Raw genomic sequence first — 17,741 nt, 5'->3', positions numbered from 1 at the left:
CCGGGATGATCCCGGTGGTCCGGTGTTCGCAACAGGTTACCGGTCAGCCGACCGGACCGCACTCTCGGCCCGGGACACAACAGGCAAAAACGGAGTTCACGTCCGTTCAGGCGGTCTCGGACCGGCGGACGGCCAGGACGCGAAACCCCGCGCGCGAGGCCACGCGCTCGGCGGGCAGCCCCTGGGCGTCCAACCAGCGCTGGAGCGAGTCCGCGCCCAGGTGCTTCTGGACGACCAGGTGGGCGACGCCCTCGGGGGTGAGCCGCCCCAGCCACGTCCGCAGCATCGCGTGCAGCACACCCTTGCCCACCCGGATCGGCGGGTTGGACCACACCGCGTCGAACGGCCCGAGCAGGTCCTCGGCGCTGGCCGCCGCCTCCGGTGACTCCCGCCCCTGGTCCGCGGCCAGCCCGCCCTCGGGGGAGACCACCGCGAAGCGCGCGTGGTCCAGTCCGTGGTCGGCGGCGTTGCGTCGCGCCAGACCCACGGCGCGCGCGTTGACGTCCACGCCCAGGACGCGCGCCCCGGGCGCGCGCGAGGCCATCGTCAGGGCGATCGGCCCGTAACCGCACCCCAGGTCCAGCAGGTGGCCCTCCGCGGGCGGCGCGGGCACCGTCTCCAACAGCACACGCGTGCCCAGGTCGACCTTGTCCGGCGAGAACACGCCTCGGTCGGTGCGCAGCCGCAGGTGCAGGTCGGGCAGGACCAGGTCCGCCGTCGAGGGACGGCTGGCGGCGTCGGGGTCGGAGTCGAAGTAGTGCTGGGCCACGCCGTGACGCTACCAGGGCCGGGGCACTCCCGTGCCCCGGGCAAAAACCTCTCATACCACCAGAAACGAAATGGCCAAGCCTCCGGACCTGGCCTCACTCAGTGCAGAAGATGGAGGTAGCCGAGGTTTGTGGGGGAAGCATGCGAGCACATGTAGGTGACCGACTCGTAGTCGAGAGCCCGCGCGCCGACACCCATCGCCGGACCGGGGTCGTGACCGACGTGCGTGGAGCCGACGGCGCACCGCCGTACCAGGTGCACTGGCTCGACACGGAACAGGGCCACGACACCCTCGTGTATCCGGGACCGGACGCGCACATCGAGCACACGCCCGACGTCACGGGCACGCGGGCGGAGGGGGCGAGCAGCATGCAGACGACGAAGCGCTGGGATGTCGACGTCGTCGTATCCGAGGAGGCCGAGGGCGACGTCGCGCGCACGTGGGCCGAGGTCGGTCTGGTGGCCGACGACGGGACGGCGTTGAGGGGCCACGGTATGGCCAGGAAGCACCCGGCGGACATGGACGTTCCCGAGATCGGGGAGGAGCTCGCCGTCTCGCGTGCGCTGTCCGACCTCTCCCGCCAGCTCCGCCAGGTAGCCGCGGAGGACATCAACGAGAACACCGGAACACCGTGGCGGCCCAGCTGACCCGACCGTCAGGACACAAGCCCGAGGGTCCGCTCCGTGGAACGGTCACGTGAGGGGGTGTCGTTCGGGCGTCGGCAGGGCGCTGATGGATGGTGCCGTGCCGTAGGCGTCCGTTGAGGGTGCCCGCCCCGTCGAGAAGCGGCCCCGGGCGGTGGCGGGCGACGGGCGTGCCGAAGCGCAGCGGCAGGACCGAAAGGACGCAGTCCAGGCCCCCGGCCACGTGCCGGGGGCCTTCTCCTGCCCAGGCCGTGCCCGGCCGACCCGGAACACGAAACGTCCATGTCCGGAACCGGTGCACGTCACCGGCCCGACCGGAAGTGGCCACCCTCACCACGGGCGGCCCGCACGGGTTGGTCACCCGCATCGGGCAGACTCGGAACCGTTCCACCGATCCAAGGAGGCCCGTTGCCCACCTCTTCCGGAGCCCAGGCCAGACCCGCCCGTGTGCTGGGCACCGTTGACGCGGTCGCCATCGGCGCGGGTGCGATGCTCGGTGCCGGGGTGTTCTCCGTCTTCGCCCCGGCCGTGGTGGGCGCCGGAGCCTGGCTCCCCGTCGCCATCCTCCTCGCCGGAGGGGTGGCCTACTGCAACGCGATCTCCTCTGCCCGACTGGCCGCCCGCCATCCCCAGTCCGGTGGCGCCTACGTCTATGGCCGCGAACGCCTGAGCGAGCTGTGGGGCTACCTGGCGGGCTGGTCCTTCGTCGTCGGCAAGATCGCCTCCTGCGCCGCGATGGCGATGACCTTCGCCGCCTACGTCCTGCCCGGCTGGGAGAAGCCCGTGGCCGTGGCCGCCGTGGCGGCGCTCACCGCTCTGAACTACCGGGGCGTGCACCGCTCGACGTTCGTGGCCAAGATCCTGGTCGCCGTCGTGCTGGCGGTCCTGCTCGTCGTCCTGGCGGCCATGGGCGTCAGCGGGCGCCTGGGGGCGGTCCTGGAGGTGGACGGGCTCGGCCCCTGGCCCGGCTCCTTCGGTCTGCTCGGCTCGGCCGGGATGATCTTCTTCGCCTTCGCCGGGTACGCCCGCGTGGCCACCCTGGGCGGTGAGGTCCGGGACCCGGCTACGACGATTCCCCGCGCGATCAGCCTGTCCCTGGGCGGCGTCCTGGCCCTGTACCTGGCCGTGGGAACCGGGGTGCTCATCGTGCTGGGCCGCGAACGCCTCTCCGAGAGCACCGCGCCGCTGGTCGACGCCGTACGGGTGGCGGGCTTCCCCAGCCTGGTCCCCGTCGTCGTGGCGGGCGCGGCCCTCGCCAGCCTGGGGGCGCTGCTCTCCCTCGTCCTGGGGGTGTCGCGGACCACGGCCGCGATGGCCATGGACGGTCACCTGCCCCGGTGCCTGGGCGCCGTCCACACGCGCTACGGGGTACCGCACCGCGCGGAGGTCGCCGTGGGGGCCGTGGTCGCCGCACTCGTGCTTCTCACCGACCTGCGCGGGGCGATCGCCTTCTCCGCCTTCGGGGTACTGGTCTACTACGCCATCACCAACGCCTCGGCGCTGCGGCTCGGCCCACACGAGAACCGTCCGCCCCTGTTGGTACCGGTCACCGGTCTGGTGGGATGCGTGGTGCTGGCGTGCAGCCTGCCCCTGCCTGTGGGAGCCACCGGGCTGGCCGTGCTCGCCGCCGGCGCGGGCCTGTGGTGGCTCCGCGATCAGCGGCGCTGAGAACGATCCCGGGAGTGCCTGACCAGGAACTCCAGCCCGCGCCGCGCCGTCGTCGACAGACGCAGCTCGGCCAGCTCCTCGGGAGTGAACCAGGCGCAGTCGGCGGTCGACCCCGCTCTCTCGGTCACCTTGGGCTCACCCGGACGGGATACGTGCACGTGGGAGAACACCCACACGCCGTGGATCTCCGGTTCGCCGGGGCGCGTGCGGCGGTGGCTGGTGACGGTGATCAGGTCACCGATGACACCGTCCTGTCCGCTCTCCTCGACCAGCTCACGCCGTAGCGCGGTGCGGACGTCCTCCCCGGCGTCCACACCCCCTCCGGGCAGGTGCCAGGCGCCCGCGCCGGGGAAGCCCTCGGCGATCAGGCACAGCAGCACGCGGCCCCGGGGATCGGTGACCATGCCGTAGGAGGCCAGGCGGCTCATCCGCGGCCCGGTGTCACCGGGATCCTCGTCAGGGGCCAGCTCCCCGACGGCGGGGAGCAGACCGGCGGTCGGGAGCACGGACGGCCAGGCGCCCAGGGCCCGGGGCTCGGCATACACCACCCGGTCGACGTGCAGCCGTCGCCCTTCCGGAGTGGACGCGAGTTCGGTCACCACGTCCACGGCCACGAGCGGGGCGTCCCCGGGCAGGCCGCCGAGCTCGCGGGCCACGGACTCGGGGTCCTCGCCGAACAGCAGCCGCCGCCCGCGCACAGCCGGGCCGGACGCGCTCAAGTACACCAGGTGCACGGTGACGCGGCGCGCCGTCTCCAAGGCGGGGGAGGGCGTCACAGCGCCCCCGAGGCGGCTGTGCTGGGCAGACCCACCAGCTGGAGCAGCTCGTCGAGGCTGGCGATCGTGGTCACGCCCTCCAGGTGCTGGCGACCCTGGCGGTCGATCATGATCGGGCGCATCCGCGAGGCCACGGCACCGACGCCGTCGGACTGGATCTGGTCGCCGACGTGCCAGCAGGCACGCGGGTCCACACCCAGACGCTGGGCGGCCATCTCGAAGATCCGGGGGTCGGGCTTGCCGGCGCCGGCGCTGTCGGCGCAGACCACGGTGTGGAAGTACGGGGTCAGCTCCAGGGCCTGCATCTTCGCGTGCTGGAGGGCCTCCACCCCGTTGGTCACCACCGCGAGGCGGTAACCGGCGGAGGCCAGGGTGTTGAGCGCGGGGAGGGTGTCGGGGAAGACCTGCCAGCCGGAGCGGTGGGCGTCCAGGTAGAGGTGGTAGAGCTCGTCGCAGTGCTGGTCGGCGATGTCGGCGTGGCCGGCCTGGACGGCCAGGGCGCGGATGCGCTCGCGGCGCTGCTGCTCCAGGCTGAGCCCACCGCGCAGGTAGGCGCCGAAGGAGATCTCCGTCTGCACGTCCCACAGGGTGCGTGCCGCGGCGAAGTCGGGGTGGCCGAGCCGCTCCATGACCGCGCGCAGTCCCGTGGACGACGCGGCGTTGTCGTCGATGAGGGTGTCATCAAGGTCGAAGCAGATCGCGGTCGGGGCCGCGGCGGGTATGTTCGGCATCGTTCCTCAACTGAATGGGCAGGACAAAACATGCCAACGCTAACCCGTGGGCAAGACAGAAAAGGTGTAAACCCCGCCTAAAGGGATGTGGCCAAAGTCACTGTACGCAGGGTGTTGTCTGCTCTCCCCTGAGGTCAGAGCGTCACGGCAGACGCTGAAACCACAAGAGTGATGTCACAGAGGTGGCCGCGCCGAGCAGAATCGCAATCAACACGAAACGCGTCACGATCTCCTCGTGGACCCACTCGGTACCCAGCGACGAGCCGATGTCCTCGTACACCTCGTCGAGTTCCGTCTCGCTCTCGGCCTCGTAGAAGTGTCCCTCCGTGTCCTGCGCCAGCTCCATCAGGGCCTCACGGTCGATGTCGGCGGGAACCCGGTACCCGTCGATCTCGATCATCGCCGCGCCGCTGCCGAACGCGATCGTCGACACCGGCACCCCCGCCTCGGCCGCGGCCGAGGCTGCCTCCTGGATCGCCCTGCCACTGGTGTTCTCCCCGTCCGACAGCAGCACGATCGCCGACGGCGGAGGGTCTTCCCGCGAGTCCTCGTCGAAACCGCGGATCGCCTCCAGCGAGGCGAACACCCCCTCACCGATCGCCGTGCCCGGCCCCAGCCGCAGGTTCTCGATCGACCCGATCACCGCCTGGTGGTCCTGCGTGGGGGAGGCGACCACCGTCGCCGCCGAGGAGAACGACACCAGCCCCACGTTGAACCGGTCGGGGAGGGTCTCCACGAACCCCTGAGCCGACTCCTTGGCCGCGTTGAGCCGGTCGGGCTCGATGTCGGTGGCGGCCATCGACAGCGACACGTCCACCGCCACGATGATGGTCGCCCGCTCCCGAGGCGCCTCCACCGGCATCGCGGGCAGCGCCAACGAGGAGATCAGCACCGCCAGGGTCGCCGTGAACAGCGCGGCGGGCACGTGGCGGCGTACGTCCGGACGCTGCGGCGCCACCTGGTCAAGCAGCGCGAGGTTGGTGAAGCGGGCCGCGTAGCGGCGCCGCCGGGTCTGCGCGAACACGTAGGCCGCCACGAGCACCAGCAGGGTCAGCAGCCACCACAGCCGCTGGGGTTCCAGGAAGGTCATGTCCGCACCCTCCGCGCGTCGGCTCGGTTCCGCGGGACGCCCCCGCGCCGTCGCTGTCGCATCTTCAGCCCTTCCATGCTCATCTGGGGGTTCCCGGTGTGTGGCGTGCCAGGTGGTGGGCGGTCCGCCGCTGGTGGATAACGAACCGCGCCGTGTCCAGGACCCAGTCGCGGTCGGTGCGCAGCACCAGGTGGTGGACCCCGCAGCGGCGCAGGGCCGCCCGGATCGCGGTCCGCTGGGCGTGCGCCGCCCGTCGGTAGCGCTCACTGACCGACCGGGTCAGGCGGACCTCGCGTACCCGCCCGGTGCGCGGGTCGCGCAGGGTCACGTCCCCGATCGGGGGCACCTCCAGCTCCCGGGGGTCGAGCACCTCGACCACCAGGACCTGGTGGCGGGAGGCCATGAGGCGCAGCGGCCGCTCCCAGGGGACGGGACCGCCCTGGACGGGGGTGTCCAGGAAGTCGGAGATGACCACGCGCAGACCGCGGCGGCGACGGGTGCGCACCAGGTCGGTGCACGCGTCGGCCAGCGTGGCCCGGTCGGGGGCGGGACGCTCCTCGTCTCCGGTGGGAGCCGCGGCCACCGTCGCCAGGAGCGACAACAGGGCCTCCTTGCCGGACCTGGCGGGCCAGCGGCGCACCGTGCCCCGATGCAGGAAGTGCGCGCCGAACCGGTCGCCGACCCGCTGGGTGAGCAGGTTGGCGGCGACCATCGCGCCGACGGCCACCTCCCGTTTGGAGCGCAGGCCCGTTCCGAAGTCCATGCTCGGCGACAGGTCCAGCAGGGTCCAGCTCTCCAGCTCCCGGTCGGCGACCAGGTCACGCACGTGCGGGGTGTCGGTCCGTGCGGTCACGGCCCAGTCCATGCGCCGTACGTCGTCCTCGCCCGGCCGGTACAGTCGCGCCTCGGCGGCCTCGGAGCCGGGCCCCAGCCGGAGCCCGAGGTGCTCGCCGTGCAGCAGTCCCTCCAGGCGGTGCACGATCCGCAGGTCCAGGCGGCGCAGCGCGGCCCGCAACCGCGGGTCGGTGCCGATCATGGGTGCGGACACGCCGTCACCTCGGCGCGGCGAGGGAGGCGGACTCGCCGCTGGGCGGTTCGTCCCAGATCACCCTCGGCGCCAGCACCGTGGACAGGATCCGGTCGACCACCTGTTCGGGGGTGATCCCGTCGGCGAGGGCGTCGAAGGTCAGCACGAGCCTGTGGGCGATGACATCGCGGGCCAGCACCCGTACGTCGTCGGGGAGTACGTAGTCGCGGCCGCGGAGGACGGCCAGGGCCCGCGCGGCGGCGACCAGGCCGAGGGTCGCGCGGGGGCTGGCACCGACCTCCAGGACGTTGCGCAGGTCCGGCATCCCGTGGTTCTCCGGCTCCCGGGTGGCCATGACCAGGCGTACGACGTAGTCGGCGATGAGCTGGTGCACATGGACGCGTTCGGCGTCGGCCTGGAGTTCGCCGAGTGTGACGGGGTCCAGGACCTGATGGGCGGTGGGCGGGGTGGTGCTCATCCGCCGCAGGATCTCCATCTCCTCGTGTGCGCGCGGGTGGCCGACGTTGACCTTCATCAGGAACCGGTCGCGCTGCGCCTCGGGGAGGGGGTAGACGCCCTCGGACTCCACCGGGTTCTGTGTCGCGATGACGATGAACGGGGAGGGGAGGGGGTAGGTGGTGCCGCCGAGGGAGACCTGGCGTTCGGCCATGACCTCCAGGAGGGCGGACTGCACCTTGGCCGGGGCGCGGTTGATCTCGTCGGCGAGGACGAAGTTGGCGAAGACCGGCCCCAGTTCGACGTCGAACTGCTCGGTGGAGGGGTGGTAGATCCGGGTTCCCACGATGTCGGAGGGGACCAGGTCGGGGGTGAACTGCACCCGGGCGAAGGAGCCGCCGGTGACCTTGGCCAGGGTGGACACGGCCAGGGTCTTGGCGATGCCGGGCACACCCTCGATCAGGCAGTGGCCCTTGGCGACGAGGGCGATCAGAGAGCGTTCCACCATGCGTTCCTGGCCGACGATGACCGTGGACACCTCGTGGAGCGCCGCCCGCAGCAGCCTGGTGGGCTCGCCCGGGGCACTGTCCGGGCCGGGGGAGGGCGCGGCGCCGCTTCCGGGTGGGTTCTCTGACATCTTCCGCCTTCCCGGCAGGGCGCCCCGACGGGCGGCGCCGAATAGGGTGTGCATCATCCGCCTGTGGGCGACACTACCTGCTTCGGTCGGCGCAGTCCGGGACACAGCGCGCGCGACGTGTGCGACCGCATTCGCTGGAGAGGGGCGTGACATGGGGGTTCCCACCCAGGGCCTGCACGAGGGTGATCCTCGTCAGTTGGGCGGGTTCCGGTTGGTCGGCCGGACGCGCGCGTCCTCGCTCGGCGTGGTCTACCTGGGGCGGGACGCTTCGGGGGCCGAAGTGAGCGTGGTGGTGCTCAACGCCGGCGCCTCCGGTGACCCCCAGGCGCGGGAACGGTTCGCGCGGTCGGTCCGCGGCAGGGGGGACGTGCTGGCGGCCCGCACCCGGGGCCGGTCGGTGCTCTGGGTGGCGGTGCCCGCCGACACGGACGGACCCGGCGCCGAGGCGGTCCTGGAGGAGACCGCGCGGGGCGGTCCGGTGGGCGACGGCGGCCCCGTGGTCCAGCCCTACTGGGCGGGGGAGCGGCGCGGTTCGGTGGTGTTGTGGGCTCCGTGGCGGGCCCGGAGGGACAGCGCGATCGGCGCGGGGGCGGCGAGCCTGTGGTTGGCGGTCGCGCTGGGGGTGCTCCTGTTGGTGCTCATGCTCGGGGGCACGTCCCTGATCGGATGGTTGTCGACGTTCCCGCCTCCGGAGATCCCGCAGCCCGGGCAGGAGGTGGAGGTCGATCCGGAGGAGTCCGAACCCGCGGGGGAACCGACTCCGGCGGAGGAGGGGGAGGAGCAGGCTCCGGAGCCGCGGCCGGGTGAGGGTGAGCCGGAGGTTCCCGAGCCGACGGTGCCGGGGGATCTGGAGGGGGACCCCGAGGGCCACCTCTAGCCGTTCGGGAGGACGCACGTCACGTGGAGAGGGGACACCGTGGAGGCGGTGTCCCCTCCTTCTCGCACTCATAAAAATCTACGATGTAAAGGTGGCGGAGCTGTTTCTCACAGCTTCAAGAAACGAAGAATCGCGCGGCTACGCCGCACGCTCTCTCCTAACCCGCACTCGGGCGTGGCGGACCCTGCGGGGTTGTGCCCTAGAACGTGTTCAGCGTTGCGTAAGAGGACTTTGAGACCACAGGTGTCGGTGGGGGCGGGGGGTGTGAAGGTCGTGCGTCAGCGGACGCGTCAGGAGTTCGGGCTCCGACCGGGCGGAGCGGGGCGATCCCTATGCTGGTCCGCGTGCTGAAAAAGGTGATCGCGACGCGGTACGTCCTGCCGCTGCGCGAAGGAGGTTCGCTCCCCGGTTTGGTCGAGGCCGACGACCTGGGGATGTACGTGGTGAAGTTCGTCGGTGCGGGTCAGGGCCGCAAGACGCTGGTGGCCGAGGTCGTCACCGGAGAACTCGGACGGGCCCTGGGACTGCCCGTTCCGGAGTTGGCCCTGGTCGAGGTGGACCCGGTGATCGGCAGGGGAGAGCCCGACCCGGAGGTGCAGGAGCTGCTCAAGGCCAGCGGCGGGCTCAACCTGGGCATGGACTTCCTGCCGGGGTCGCTCGGCTTCGATCCGCTCTCCGTCGAGGTGGACTCGGGGTTCGCCGGACGGGTGCTGTGGTTCGACGCCCTGACCGGGAATGTCGACCGTTCGTGGCGCAACCCCAACATGCTCCTGTGGCACGGGCGCCCCTACCTGATCGACCACGGGGCGACGCTGATCTTCCACCACAACTGGGCCGGGGCCGAACGGTACGTCACCCGCCCCTACGACGCGCACGACCATGTCCTGGCGGGGTCGGCGCCCGACCTGGCCGCCGCCGACGCGGAGTTGGGACCGCGGGTGAACGAGGATCTGCTGCGCGAGGTGGTGGACCTGGTGCCGGACGAGTGGCTGGAGGAGGAATCCGGGTTCGGGTCCCCCCAAGAGGTTCGGGAGGCCTACGTGCGGCATCTGCTGGCCCGGGTGACGGACCGCTCCTGGCTGCCGGAGGTGAACCGATGAGCGAGGCGAGGCGGTACAGCGAGGCGGTGACGACCGGCCGTGTGGGTGAGGAACGCGACCGGGCGGTGTTCGAGTACGCCCTGGTGAGGGTGGTGCCCCGGTTGGAGCGGGGTGAGTGCGTCAACGCCGGGGTGGTCGTGTACTGCCAGGAGCGGGCGTTCCTGGCGGCACGCACCGCGCTGGACGAGCGGCGGTTGCTGGCCGTGGACCCCGGGGTCGACGTGGCCGGCGTGCGACGTGCGCTGGAGTCGTTCGAGGTGATGTGCGCGGGGGGCGTTCGGGCCGGTGCGGTCGGGCGTGAGCGGCCGGGGCAGCGGTTCCGGTGGCTGACCGCTCCGCGGAGCACGATCGTGCAGACGGGGCCGATCCACGGTGGCCTGACGGAGGATCCGGCGGCGGAGGTGGAGCGGTTGCTGGACCGGTTGGTGCGGTGAGGCCGCGGAGGTAACCGACATCACAGGCGGTCGGAGGGTTGTGGGGGACAGTTCCGTCGGTGTGTGGTGTTGGTAGTGGGTGGTCCGTGTCCGGGAGCGCTTCCGGAGGCGGACCACCGTGTTCCCCTCGTTCCCCTGCCTCCCCTGGATTTGGAGTGTCCGTGCCGTCTCCGAACGTCTCGTCCACGCCCGCCGACGCCGGTGGGCCCGTTCCGTCCGATGGATCCCGCTCCCGGCGGTGGGTCGCCGGGCTGGTGCTGGTGCTGGGTGTGCTGACGGCGGTCGGGCCGTTGGCCACCGACATGTACCTGCCGGCGTTTCCGGAGATCACGCGGGATCTGGGGGCGACGGAGGGGCAGATCCAGTTGACGCTGACGGCGATCATGCTGGGGATCGCGGTCGGTCAGTTGGTGATCGGTCCGATGAGCGACGCGTGGGGTCGGCGCAGGCCGCTGTTGGTGGGTGTGGCGCTGTTCACGGTGGCGTCGGTGCTGTGTGTGTTCGTGCCGGACGCGACGGTGTTCGCGGTGGTGCGGTTCGTGCAGGGGGTGGCGGGTGCCGCTGGTGCGGTGATCGCGCGTGCGGTGGTTCGTGACCTGTTCTCTGGTGATGACGCGGTGCGGTTCTTCTCCCGGTTGGCGCTGGTGATGATGTTGGCGCCGCTGTTGGCTCCGTTGGTGGGTGCGCAGCTGCTGTTGGTGGGTCCGTGGCAGTTGAGTTTCTGGGTGCTGGCGGGGGTGTCGGCGGTCAGTTTCGTGTTGGTGTTGGTGTGGTTGCCGGAGAGCCTGCCGGTGGAGGAGCGGCGTGTGCGGGGGCCGCGGGAGTTGGCGGTGACGGTGGGTCGGCTGCTGCGGGATCCGCGGTTCGTGGGTCCGGTGCTGACCGTGGGGTTGAGCTTCGGGATGCTGTTCACGTACGTGTCGTCGTTCTCGTTCGTGTCGCAGGAGGAGTTCGGGGCCTCGCCACAGGTGTACGCGTGGCTGTTCGCGGCGAATTCGTTGGCGATGATGGCGGGTACGCAGCTCAACGGTGTGTTGGTGGGGCGTGTGGAGACGCCGCGTCGGTTGGCTCTGGGGTTGGTGGTGGCCCTGACGGCCGTGGTGTCCCTGTTGGTGGTCGCGTTGGCGGGTGTGGCGTCGTTGGGGCTGGTCGCGGGGCTGCTCGGGCTGATGATGTTCAGTGTCGGGTTCATCATGCCGAACGCGACGGTGCGGGCGTTGGACGGTCAGCCGGTGGCGGTGGCTGGTACGGCGTCGGCGTTGATGGGGGCGTTGCAGTTCGCGTTGGGTGGCGGTGTGGCGGCGTTGGCGGGGTTGACTCCGTCGGGTGAGGCGTCGGTGCGGAGTATGGCTGTGGTGATGGTGTCGGCGGCGGTTTTGTCGTTGGTGGCGTTCGTGTGGTCGGTGCGGTCAAAGGTCCGATGACCCTGCGTGTGGGTGCTCTGCGCTGGGTTTTTGCCGGATCGCTCCGGGTTGCCGTCGGGTGGGGACTCCGGGCACAGTAGGCGTTCTGTTCCCCTTTTGTGTGGCGGTCCCGCTCTGTGTGGATCCGTCCTCCGACGTGGCAGGTGATGTGTGGGTATGGGCGAGGCGAGTGTCAGCCCGGGTGTGCGGGTTCGGGAGCTGTCGGGGCTGGGTGACCTGGTGTATGAGGCGGCCCATGTCGACGCCCATGCCGAGGTGTTCTCGGTGCCGGTGGAGGAGGGCTGGGAGCGGCGGACGGCGGGTGCCTTCGCTACGGACGTGACGGCGATCGCCAAGGGTCTGGTCGCGGCTGGGGTGTCCGAGGGTGACCGGGTGGTGGTGGTGTCGGGTACGCACCACGACTGGGCGAGGCTGGCGTTCGCCGTGTGGTCGGTGCGGGCGGTTCTGGTGCCGTTGTCGTCGTCGGTGTCGGTGGAGCGGGTGACGCACGTGGTGCGTGAGACGCGACCGGCGGCGGCGGTGGTCGAGGATGAGCGGTTGTTGCGTGCGGTGACGGCGCTGCAGCGGGAGTTGCCGGATCTGGGTCGTGTGTGGCGGTTCGAGGAGGGGCTGCCGGAGGTCGCGCGGTTGGGTGCGTACATGGACGCCTCGGCTGTGCGGTTCCGTCGTGATGCGACGATGCCCGAGGACGCGGCGGTGGTGCTGTATCCGGTGAGTACGGTGTCGCGGCGGATGCGGGGTGTGGTGTTGTCGCACGGTGCTCTGTTGTCGGCGGCGGCTGGTGTGGTGGACCGGATGTGGCCGCGGTTGTCGGAGTTGGAGCCGGGGCGGGCGAGTGCTCTGTTGGATCTGCCGTTGTCGGAGATCTCGGGGTTGGCGTCGTTGTTGGCGTGTGTGGTGGGTCGGGTGCGGGTGGGGTTGTCCGCGCCGGGGTCGTTGCCGCGGTTGGTGAAGTCGTTTCGGCCGACGGTGTTGGTGTGTGGGCCGGGGTTGCTGGAGCAGGCCTATGAGGTGGAGCGGGGGCGGGCGCACTCGACGGGGTGGGACTCGTTGGGGACGTTCAACGCGGCGGCCGAGGCGGCGGTGCAGTTCGACCGGGCGCCGAAGAAGGGTGCGTGGCGGCGGTTGTCGCGGTCGATGTATGACTGGTCGTTCGCCAAGGTGCGGGAGATGTTCGGTAACCGGGTGCATCTGGCGGTGTGCTGGGGTGGGGGTCTGTCGCAGCGGTTGGATGAGTTCTATGGCGGTGTGGGTGTGCCGGTGATGCAGGTGTTCGGTGTCCCGGAGACGGCTGGTGTGTTCACGGCGAACGCGGTGGGGGATCGTTCGGCGGGGTCGGTGGGGCGTGCTCTGGCCGATCGTGAGGTGTGGGTGTCGCGTGAGGGCGAGATCCACGTGCGCGGTGGTGGTCTGTTCTCGGGGTATTGGGCTGATGGTGAGGCTTCGGGGACGGCGTTTCGTGAGGGGTGGTTGGCGACGGGGGTGGTCGCTGAGGTCGATGAGGCGGGGTTTGTTCGGCTGAGTGGGCGTTTGCGGCCGCAGGCGGCGACGGTGGAGGTGCCGGGGCGGTTCGTGGCCGTGTCGGGTGCGGTGGAGTCGTCTGAGGGTGCTGAGCCGTTGGAGGGGGTGGTTCCTGGGGCTTTGGCGGCGCCGGCGGTTGAGGGGTCGGAGGGTGAGTCGGATTCTGTTGTGGCGGAGGCGTCGGGGGGTGACGCGGAGCTGGTGGCGGAGTTCGAGGCTCGGTTGCGGGCGCATCCGTTGATCAGTCAGGTGTTGGTGATCGTGGAGGGGCGGCCGTTCGCGAGTGCGTTGGTGACGTTGGTGCGTGACCAGTTGGAGTACTGGCGGTTGGTGAACGGGCGTCCGTTGTCGATGGCGCCGGAGGAGATCGCGGGGGATCGGGATCTGCTGCGGGAGGTGCAGGGGTTGGTGTATGAGGCCAATCGGAGTGTGCCGCGGCATCTGGCGGTGCGGTCGTTCCATGTGTTGGCGGAGGAGTTCACGGTGCAGTCGGGGTTGGTGGCTCCGTCGGGTGAGTTGCGGCGTGATGCGGTGTTGCGTGCGTTCGCTGAGGAGATCGACGGGTTGTACCGTGTGCGTCGTGAGCAGCGGTAGGGCGTGGGGTTAGGTTCTGTTCGTCGGCGAAGCCGCGGCCTGTGGGGGCCGCGGCTTCGCCGTTTTTGTGTGTTCGTGGGGTGGTTACGGGTTCTGCTGCCAGCCTTGGCTGTGGTTGTTGTGCGTCTGGAGCAGGTTCGTGAGGTGCAGGTGTAGCTCGTTGGCGATGTCGCGGCCCTCGCCCCAGTCGATGAGGCCGAAGTTCATGCTGGTGGTGACGCGCATGTGGGTGCCTTGGGGGAGGGGGTGGAGGTCGACGAACACGGTGAACCCGAAGGTGCGCAGGCTGATGCCGGTGGAGAAGGTGTAGCGGTAGCCACCGGGTACCGGGTTTCCGGTGTTGGAGGCCTTTTTGGTGTGGTGCACGGCGGAGGGCAGCGTGTTCCACACCTGGTTCATCGGGAACGGGAGTTGGTAGTCGTAGGTGGTGGCCACGCTTGTCGGTCCTTGGTTGGTAGGTCGTGCGCGGTGTGGGTTCCGGGGGGCTTCACGGCGCTGTCTTGACGCGCCGCATCCTACCTGTCCTGGTGGGGCGTGTTCGTGTGGGGTTTTAGGCCGGTGGCATCTTCGTGGAGGAGAGGTAGGCCAGGACGGCGAGGACGCGGCGGCTGTCGTCGGCCGAGGGTGGGAGGTCGAGTTTGGTGAAGATGTTGTTGATGTGCTTGCTGACGGCTTTTTCGGTGATGTAGAGGCGGGCGGCGATGGCGGAGTTGGAGCGGCCTTCGGCCATTTCTGAGAGGACTTCGCGTTCGCGGGGGGTGAGTTGGGCGAGGGGGCCGCTTTGGTCCTGGCGGGCGAGGAGTTGGGAGATGACGGCGGGGTCCATGGCGGTGCCGCCGGCGGCGACGCGGCGGACGGCTTCGATGAACTGGCCGATGTCGAGGACGCGGTCTTTGAGGAGGTAGCCGACGGCGCCGCTGTCGTCGGAGAGGAGTTCGCGGGCGTAGAGCTGTTCGACGTGCTGGGAGAGCACGAGGATGGGCAGGCCGGGGATTTGGGTGCGGGCGCTGAGGGCGGCTTGGAGGCCTTCGTCGGTGAAGGTGGGTGGGAGGCGTACGTCGACGACGGCGACGTCGGGTTTGTGTTCGGTGAGGGCGTTGTGGAGGTCGGGGCCGTTGTCTACGGCGGCGACGACGGTGCAGTCGTGGGCTTGGAGGAGGCGGATCAGTCCGTCTCGGAGGAGGGCAAGGTCTTCGGCGATGACAACGCGCACGGGATCTCCAGGGTCACGATGGTGGGGCCGCCTGGGGGGCTGGTGATGTTCATCGTGCCATCGAAGGCGTCGAGGCGGCGCCGGATTCCGGCGAGGCCGCTGCCGGGCGCGGGGGTGGCGCCGCCGGTGCCGTTGTCGGTGAGGGTGATGACGAGGCGGCCTTGACCGTGGTTGATGCGGATCCAGGCGTGGGTGGCGTGGGCGTGTTTGGCGGTGTTGGTGAGGAGTTCGACGATGGCGAAGTAGGCGGCGGATTCGACGGGGTCGGCGGGGCGGCCGTGGAGGTCGACGTCGACGGTGGTGGTGAGGGGGTGGGTGAGGGCGAGGGCGTGGACGGCTCCGTCGAGGCCGCGTTCGACGAGGACGGGCGGGTGGATGCCGCGGACGAGGTCGCGGAGTTCGGTGAGGGCTTGGCGGGTGGTTTCGCGGGCTTCGGTGAGCATGTCGCGGGCGGTGGTGGGGTCGTGTTCGATGATTTGTTCGGCCATGCCGAGGTTCATGCCGAGGGCGACGAGGCGGGCTTGGGCGCCGTCGTGGAGGTCGCGTTCGATGCGGCGGATTTCGGCGGCTTGGGTGTCGATGGTGTTGGCGCGGCTGGTGGCGAGGTGGGCGACGCGGGCGGTGAGGCGGGCTTTTTCGTTGGGGGCGAGGAGGAGTTGGTTGAAGGCGAGGTAGAGGTGGAGGACTTTGGGGGCGGTGTAGTAGGCGAGGTAGGTGAGCAGGGCGCCGGTGAGGAGGGGGATGAGGGTTTGGGTGGTGGTGTGGGGGGTGTAGAGGCCGTAGAGGGGGGTTTGGGGGGTGGGGGTGAGGGTGTGGAGGATTTGGTAGAGGCCGTGGGTGAGGAGGGCGATGGGGATGGTGATGAGGAGGAGGTTGGCGGCTCCGGCGGTGAGCCAGAGGATGTCTTTCCAGGTGGCGGGGTCGGTGAGGAGGGTGGTGGCGCGGCGCAGGATGCTGCCTTGGGGGACGGGGCGGTAGGCGGAGGGGACGGGGCCTTGGGGGAGGAGGTGGCCCAGGGTGCGGCGTTGGGCGTTGGCGAGGGCGCGTAGGAGGGTGGCGGTGAGGATGACGAAGGGGAGGCCGACCCAGATGAGGGTGAGGACGGCTGAGGCGAGGATGAGGGGGGTGAGGAGGAGGGCGGCGGTGTTTTGGGAGAGGAGGAGGAAGAGGTAGGCGAGGGTGGTGAGGGGGCCGGGGCGGTGGGCGCGGTGGTGTGTGGTCATGGGTGGCGTGGTGGTGGGTGTCCTTGTGGGGTGGTTGTTGGTCGGCTTCCCAGTTTCTCAGCTTCTTGGTTGGTGTTGGGTCGTGTTGAGGGCGGTGCGGGGGCCTGGTGTGTGGCCGTGCCGTGGGTGTTGACCGGGCCTTCGGGGTGATGTCGGTCTGTGGGGACAGTTGCCACCGGACCGGTTCGTTGTGGGGTGAACGGGGTGTGGCCTGGGGGTATTCCCGGGGTGTGGGTGGGTTTTCGGGTCGACTCGCCGCTGGCGATTTCCCGTGGGTTGCCACGACCTGTGATGATCGGGGGTGTGTGGCGTGAACTGATCCTGGAGATGTATCCCGAGGCCGATCTGCGTGATGCGGCTGATGAGGTGACCTTGGCGGAGGTGGAGCGGCGGTTGATGCTGCCGTTGCCGTTTGAGTTGGCGTCGTTGTTGCGTGAGACGGACGGGGTGGTCAATGAGTATGGGGACGCTGTGGTGTGGGATGCGCGGCGTCTGGTGGAGGACAATCTGGCGATGCGCGCGGAGCCGGACTATCTGGAGTTGTACGCGCCGTTCGATGAGATGATCTTCTTTGGTGATTCGGACATGGGTCCGCAGTTCGCGTATGTGCATACGGACTACGGGCCGGGGATCGTGGTGTGGGATCATGAGTCGGATCGGCGGCGGTTGGTGGTGGTGTCGTTGCGGGACTACCTGGCGCGTTGTCTGATCCAGGGGAATTCCTGGTTCCGTTGACGTTGTGGGTACTGTGCGTGGTTGACCAGCCGTTTCGTGCTATTTTTCGGGTGTTGTGGTGGTGTTGTGCCACTTGTTGTCTCCCCGAGCACGTTGTGAGAGTAGAACCATGTCGGAGCAGTCCACGCCCGCGCAGGTGGCCGCCGTCGTTCAGGGGCGGGAGGTGGCGGAGTTTCCCGTGCTGGCGCCGGAGGCGGCGCGTGGCCGGGTGCTGCGGGTGACCGTGACCGGTGAGGAGGTCCTGCACCGGCGTAACGCCGATGTGCCCGAGGAGATGTTGGGCGGGGCGGAGCTGGGGCGGTTGGTCGACGACATGTTCCGGACGATGTACGCGGCTGAGGGTGTGGGGTTGGCGGGCAACCAGGTCGGGGTGGATTTGCGGTTGTTCGTGTATGACTGCCCGGATGATGATGGTGTGCGGCATGTGGGGCACGTGATCAATCCGGTGTTGGATGAGCGTGACGTGGACGACGCGGTCGTGGTGGAGAGTGAGGGGTGCCTGTCGGTGCCGGGTCCGCACGCGGATCTGGGGCGGGCCGAGCACGCCACGGTGCGGGGTGTGGACCGTGACGGTGCGCCGGTGGTGATCAGCGGCAGCGGGTACTTCGCCCGGTGCCTGCAGCATGAGACCGATCACACGCTGGGGCGGTTGTACGTGGACCGGTTGTCGGCGCGTGAGCGCAAGCGGGTGTTGAAGAAGATGAACGAGATGTCGGCTGGTGTGTTCGAGCGGCGTCAGGTGCGGGCCGCTGAGTTGGAGCGTGAGCTGGCGGGCTGAGTGGTCGCGGGTGTGCGGGGGTGCTGACGGCGAGGGCCGTGGCG

General features: G+C 70.0%; 18 protein-coding genes. 9 read left to right on the top strand and 9 right to left on the bottom strand.

All coding sequences use genetic code 11. The annotated features are described in order from the left end of the window. Positions 1-106: 106 nt before the first annotated feature. Positions 107-769, bottom strand: coding sequence for a class I SAM-dependent methyltransferase (locus tag KIK06_RS08145; RefSeq protein WP_268642644.1), 663 nt, complete (start codon positions 767-769; stop codon positions 107-109). 140 nt (positions 770-909) lie between these two features. On the opposite strand from KIK06_RS08145, the gene KIK06_RS08140 reads away from it, so the two are divergent. Together KIK06_RS08140 and KIK06_RS08135 are read left to right on the top strand one after the other, a co-directional pair. Further along, positions 910-1,416, top strand: a complete 507-nt coding sequence (locus KIK06_RS08140; protein WP_268642643.1) for a dsRBD fold-containing protein — start codon at positions 910-912, stop codon at positions 1,414-1,416. 405 nt (positions 1,417-1,821) lie between these two features. Next, the gene (locus tag KIK06_RS08135) at positions 1,822-3,081 is read left to right on the top strand and encodes an APC family permease (RefSeq protein WP_268642642.1); all 1,260 of its coding nucleotides are present in this window, start codon (positions 1,822-1,824) and stop codon (positions 3,079-3,081) included. Here KIK06_RS08135 and KIK06_RS29250 read toward each other — a convergent pair. From KIK06_RS29250 to KIK06_RS08110, 5 genes are all read right to left on the bottom strand, one after another. After that, positions 3,069-3,857 (bottom strand): NUDIX hydrolase, encoded by a 789-nt coding sequence (locus KIK06_RS29250; RefSeq protein ID WP_327084635.1) that lies wholly within the window; start codon positions 3,855-3,857, stop codon positions 3,069-3,071. The two genes, KIK06_RS08135 and KIK06_RS29250, sit on opposite strands and share 13 nt — an antisense overlap. After that, positions 3,854-4,588 carry an HAD family hydrolase gene (locus KIK06_RS08125; protein ID WP_017598855.1) on the bottom strand — a complete coding sequence of 245 codons (735 nt, stop codon included), beginning with the start codon at positions 4,586-4,588 and terminating at the stop codon, positions 3,854-3,856. The genes KIK06_RS29250 and KIK06_RS08125 overlap by 4 nt, the downstream gene beginning before the upstream one ends. 142 nt (positions 4,589-4,730) lie before the next feature. Then, the gene (locus tag KIK06_RS08120; protein WP_268642641.1) at positions 4,731-5,678 is read right to left on the bottom strand and encodes a VWA domain-containing protein; all 948 of its coding nucleotides are present in this window, start codon (positions 5,676-5,678) and stop codon (positions 4,731-4,733) included. A 79-nt stretch (positions 5,679-5,757) separates the two neighbouring features. Continuing rightward, positions 5,758-6,726: a DUF58 domain-containing protein gene (locus KIK06_RS08115; protein WP_026127647.1), complete on the bottom strand. Its 969-nt coding sequence runs from the start codon at positions 6,724-6,726 to the stop codon at positions 5,758-5,760. A 4-nt stretch (positions 6,727-6,730) separates the two neighbouring features. Then, positions 6,731-7,798: an AAA family ATPase gene (locus KIK06_RS08110; RefSeq protein WP_268642640.1), complete on the bottom strand. Its 1,068-nt coding sequence runs from the start codon at positions 7,796-7,798 to the stop codon at positions 6,731-6,733. A 151-nt stretch (positions 7,799-7,949) separates the two neighbouring features. Here KIK06_RS08110 and KIK06_RS08105 point away from each other — a divergent pair, with 151 nt between their 5' ends. The 5 genes from KIK06_RS08105 to KIK06_RS08085 all read left to right on the top strand — a co-directional run bounded on the left by KIK06_RS08105 (position 7,950) and on the right by KIK06_RS08085 (position 13,748). Further along, positions 7,950-8,675 carry a hypothetical protein gene (locus KIK06_RS08105; protein ID WP_017598851.1) on the top strand — a complete coding sequence of 242 codons (726 nt, stop codon included), beginning with the start codon at positions 7,950-7,952 and terminating at the stop codon, positions 8,673-8,675. 332 nt (positions 8,676-9,007) lie between these two features. Next, positions 9,008-9,775: a HipA family kinase gene (locus KIK06_RS08100; RefSeq protein WP_017598850.1), complete on the top strand. Its 768-nt coding sequence runs from the start codon at positions 9,008-9,010 to the stop codon at positions 9,773-9,775. Then, on the top strand, positions 9,772-10,209 hold the full coding sequence (locus KIK06_RS08095) for a DUF3037 domain-containing protein (RefSeq protein WP_017598849.1): 438 nt from the start codon (positions 9,772-9,774) through the stop codon (positions 10,207-10,209). The genes KIK06_RS08100 and KIK06_RS08095 overlap by 4 nt, the downstream gene beginning before the upstream one ends. A gap of 302 nt (positions 10,210-10,511) precedes the next feature. After that, positions 10,512-11,633, top strand: a complete 1,122-nt coding sequence (locus tag KIK06_RS08090; RefSeq protein ID WP_051059154.1) for a multidrug effflux MFS transporter — start codon at positions 10,512-10,514, stop codon at positions 11,631-11,633. A 156-nt stretch (positions 11,634-11,789) separates the two neighbouring features. Beyond that, positions 11,790-13,748 (top strand): AMP-binding protein, encoded by a 1,959-nt coding sequence (locus tag KIK06_RS08085; RefSeq protein ID WP_268642639.1) that lies wholly within the window; start codon positions 11,790-11,792, stop codon positions 13,746-13,748. A gap of 84 nt (positions 13,749-13,832) precedes the next feature. Here KIK06_RS08085 and KIK06_RS08080 read toward each other — a convergent pair whose 3' ends face one another. From KIK06_RS08080 to KIK06_RS08070, 3 genes are all read right to left on the bottom strand, one after another. After that, the gene (locus KIK06_RS08080) at positions 13,833-14,183 is read right to left on the bottom strand and encodes a hypothetical protein (protein WP_017598846.1); all 351 of its coding nucleotides are present in this window, start codon (positions 14,181-14,183) and stop codon (positions 13,833-13,835) included. A gap of 115 nt (positions 14,184-14,298) precedes the next feature. Then, entirely contained in the window at positions 14,299-14,961 is a 663-nt protein-coding gene (locus KIK06_RS08075; protein WP_017598845.1) for a response regulator, read from the bottom strand. After that, positions 14,913-16,184, bottom strand: coding sequence for a sensor histidine kinase (locus KIK06_RS08070; RefSeq protein WP_268642638.1), 1,272 nt, complete (start codon positions 16,182-16,184; stop codon positions 14,913-14,915). Before KIK06_RS08070 ends, KIK06_RS08075 begins: the two co-directional genes overlap by 49 nt. Positions 16,185-16,475: 291 nt before the next feature. Here KIK06_RS08070 and KIK06_RS08065 point away from each other — a divergent pair, with 291 nt between their 5' ends. Continuing rightward, positions 16,476-16,919 carry an SMI1/KNR4 family protein gene (locus tag KIK06_RS08065; RefSeq protein WP_017598843.1) on the top strand — a complete coding sequence of 148 codons (444 nt, stop codon included), beginning with the start codon at positions 16,476-16,478 and terminating at the stop codon, positions 16,917-16,919. A 109-nt stretch (positions 16,920-17,028) separates the two neighbouring features. Next, complete coding sequence (gene def, locus KIK06_RS08060; protein ID WP_268642637.1) at positions 17,029-17,697, top strand: peptide deformylase; 669 nt, start codon at positions 17,029-17,031, stop codon at positions 17,695-17,697. Positions 17,698-17,741 lie beyond the last annotated feature (44 nt).

Origin of the sequence: Nocardiopsis sp. EMB25, from assembly GCF_026797795.1 — a bacterium.
In the GTDB taxonomy this organism is placed as follows: Bacteria; Actinomycetota; Actinomycetes; order Streptosporangiales; family Streptosporangiaceae; genus Nocardiopsis; species Nocardiopsis lucentensis.
The sequence above is the reverse complement of the archived record's forward strand: the minus strand, read 5'-3'. Positions and strand labels throughout refer to the sequence as shown.

What these genes read in the sequence shown, in the direction of transcription:
- KIK06_RS08120 (WP_268642641.1), bottom strand. Translation starts at nt 5,678, where the DNA reads ATGACCTTCCTGGAACCCCAGCGGCTGTGGTGGCTGCTGACCCTGCTG.
- KIK06_RS08140 (WP_268642643.1), top strand. Translation starts at nt 910, where the DNA reads ATGCGAGCACATGTAGGTGACCGACTCGTAGTCGAGAGCCCGCGCGCC.
- KIK06_RS08085 (WP_268642639.1), top strand. Translation starts at nt 11,790, where the DNA reads ATGGGCGAGGCGAGTGTCAGCCCGGGTGTGCGGGTTCGGGAGCTGTCG.
- KIK06_RS08090 (WP_051059154.1), top strand. Translation starts at nt 10,512, where the DNA reads ATGTACCTGCCGGCGTTTCCGGAGATCACGCGGGATCTGGGGGCGACG.
- KIK06_RS08105 (WP_017598851.1), top strand. Translation starts at nt 7,950, where the DNA reads ATGGGGGTTCCCACCCAGGGCCTGCACGAGGGTGATCCTCGTCAGTTG.
- KIK06_RS08095 (WP_017598849.1), top strand. Translation starts at nt 9,772, where the DNA reads ATGAGCGAGGCGAGGCGGTACAGCGAGGCGGTGACGACCGGCCGTGTG.
- KIK06_RS08110 (WP_268642640.1), bottom strand. Translation starts at nt 7,798, where the DNA reads ATGTCAGAGAACCCACCCGGAAGCGGCGCCGCGCCCTCCCCCGGCCCG.
- KIK06_RS08100 (WP_017598850.1), top strand. Translation starts at nt 9,008, where the DNA reads ATGCTGGTCCGCGTGCTGAAAAAGGTGATCGCGACGCGGTACGTCCTG.
- def (WP_268642637.1), top strand. Translation starts at nt 17,029, where the DNA reads ATGTCGGAGCAGTCCACGCCCGCGCAGGTGGCCGCCGTCGTTCAGGGG.
- KIK06_RS08065 (WP_017598843.1), top strand. Translation starts at nt 16,476, where the DNA reads ATGATCGGGGGTGTGTGGCGTGAACTGATCCTGGAGATGTATCCCGAG.
- KIK06_RS08070 (WP_268642638.1), bottom strand. Translation starts at nt 16,184, where the DNA reads ATGACCACACACCACCGCGCCCACCGCCCCGGCCCCCTCACCACCCTC.
- KIK06_RS08125 (WP_017598855.1), bottom strand. Translation starts at nt 4,588, where the DNA reads ATGCCGAACATACCCGCCGCGGCCCCGACCGCGATCTGCTTCGACCTT.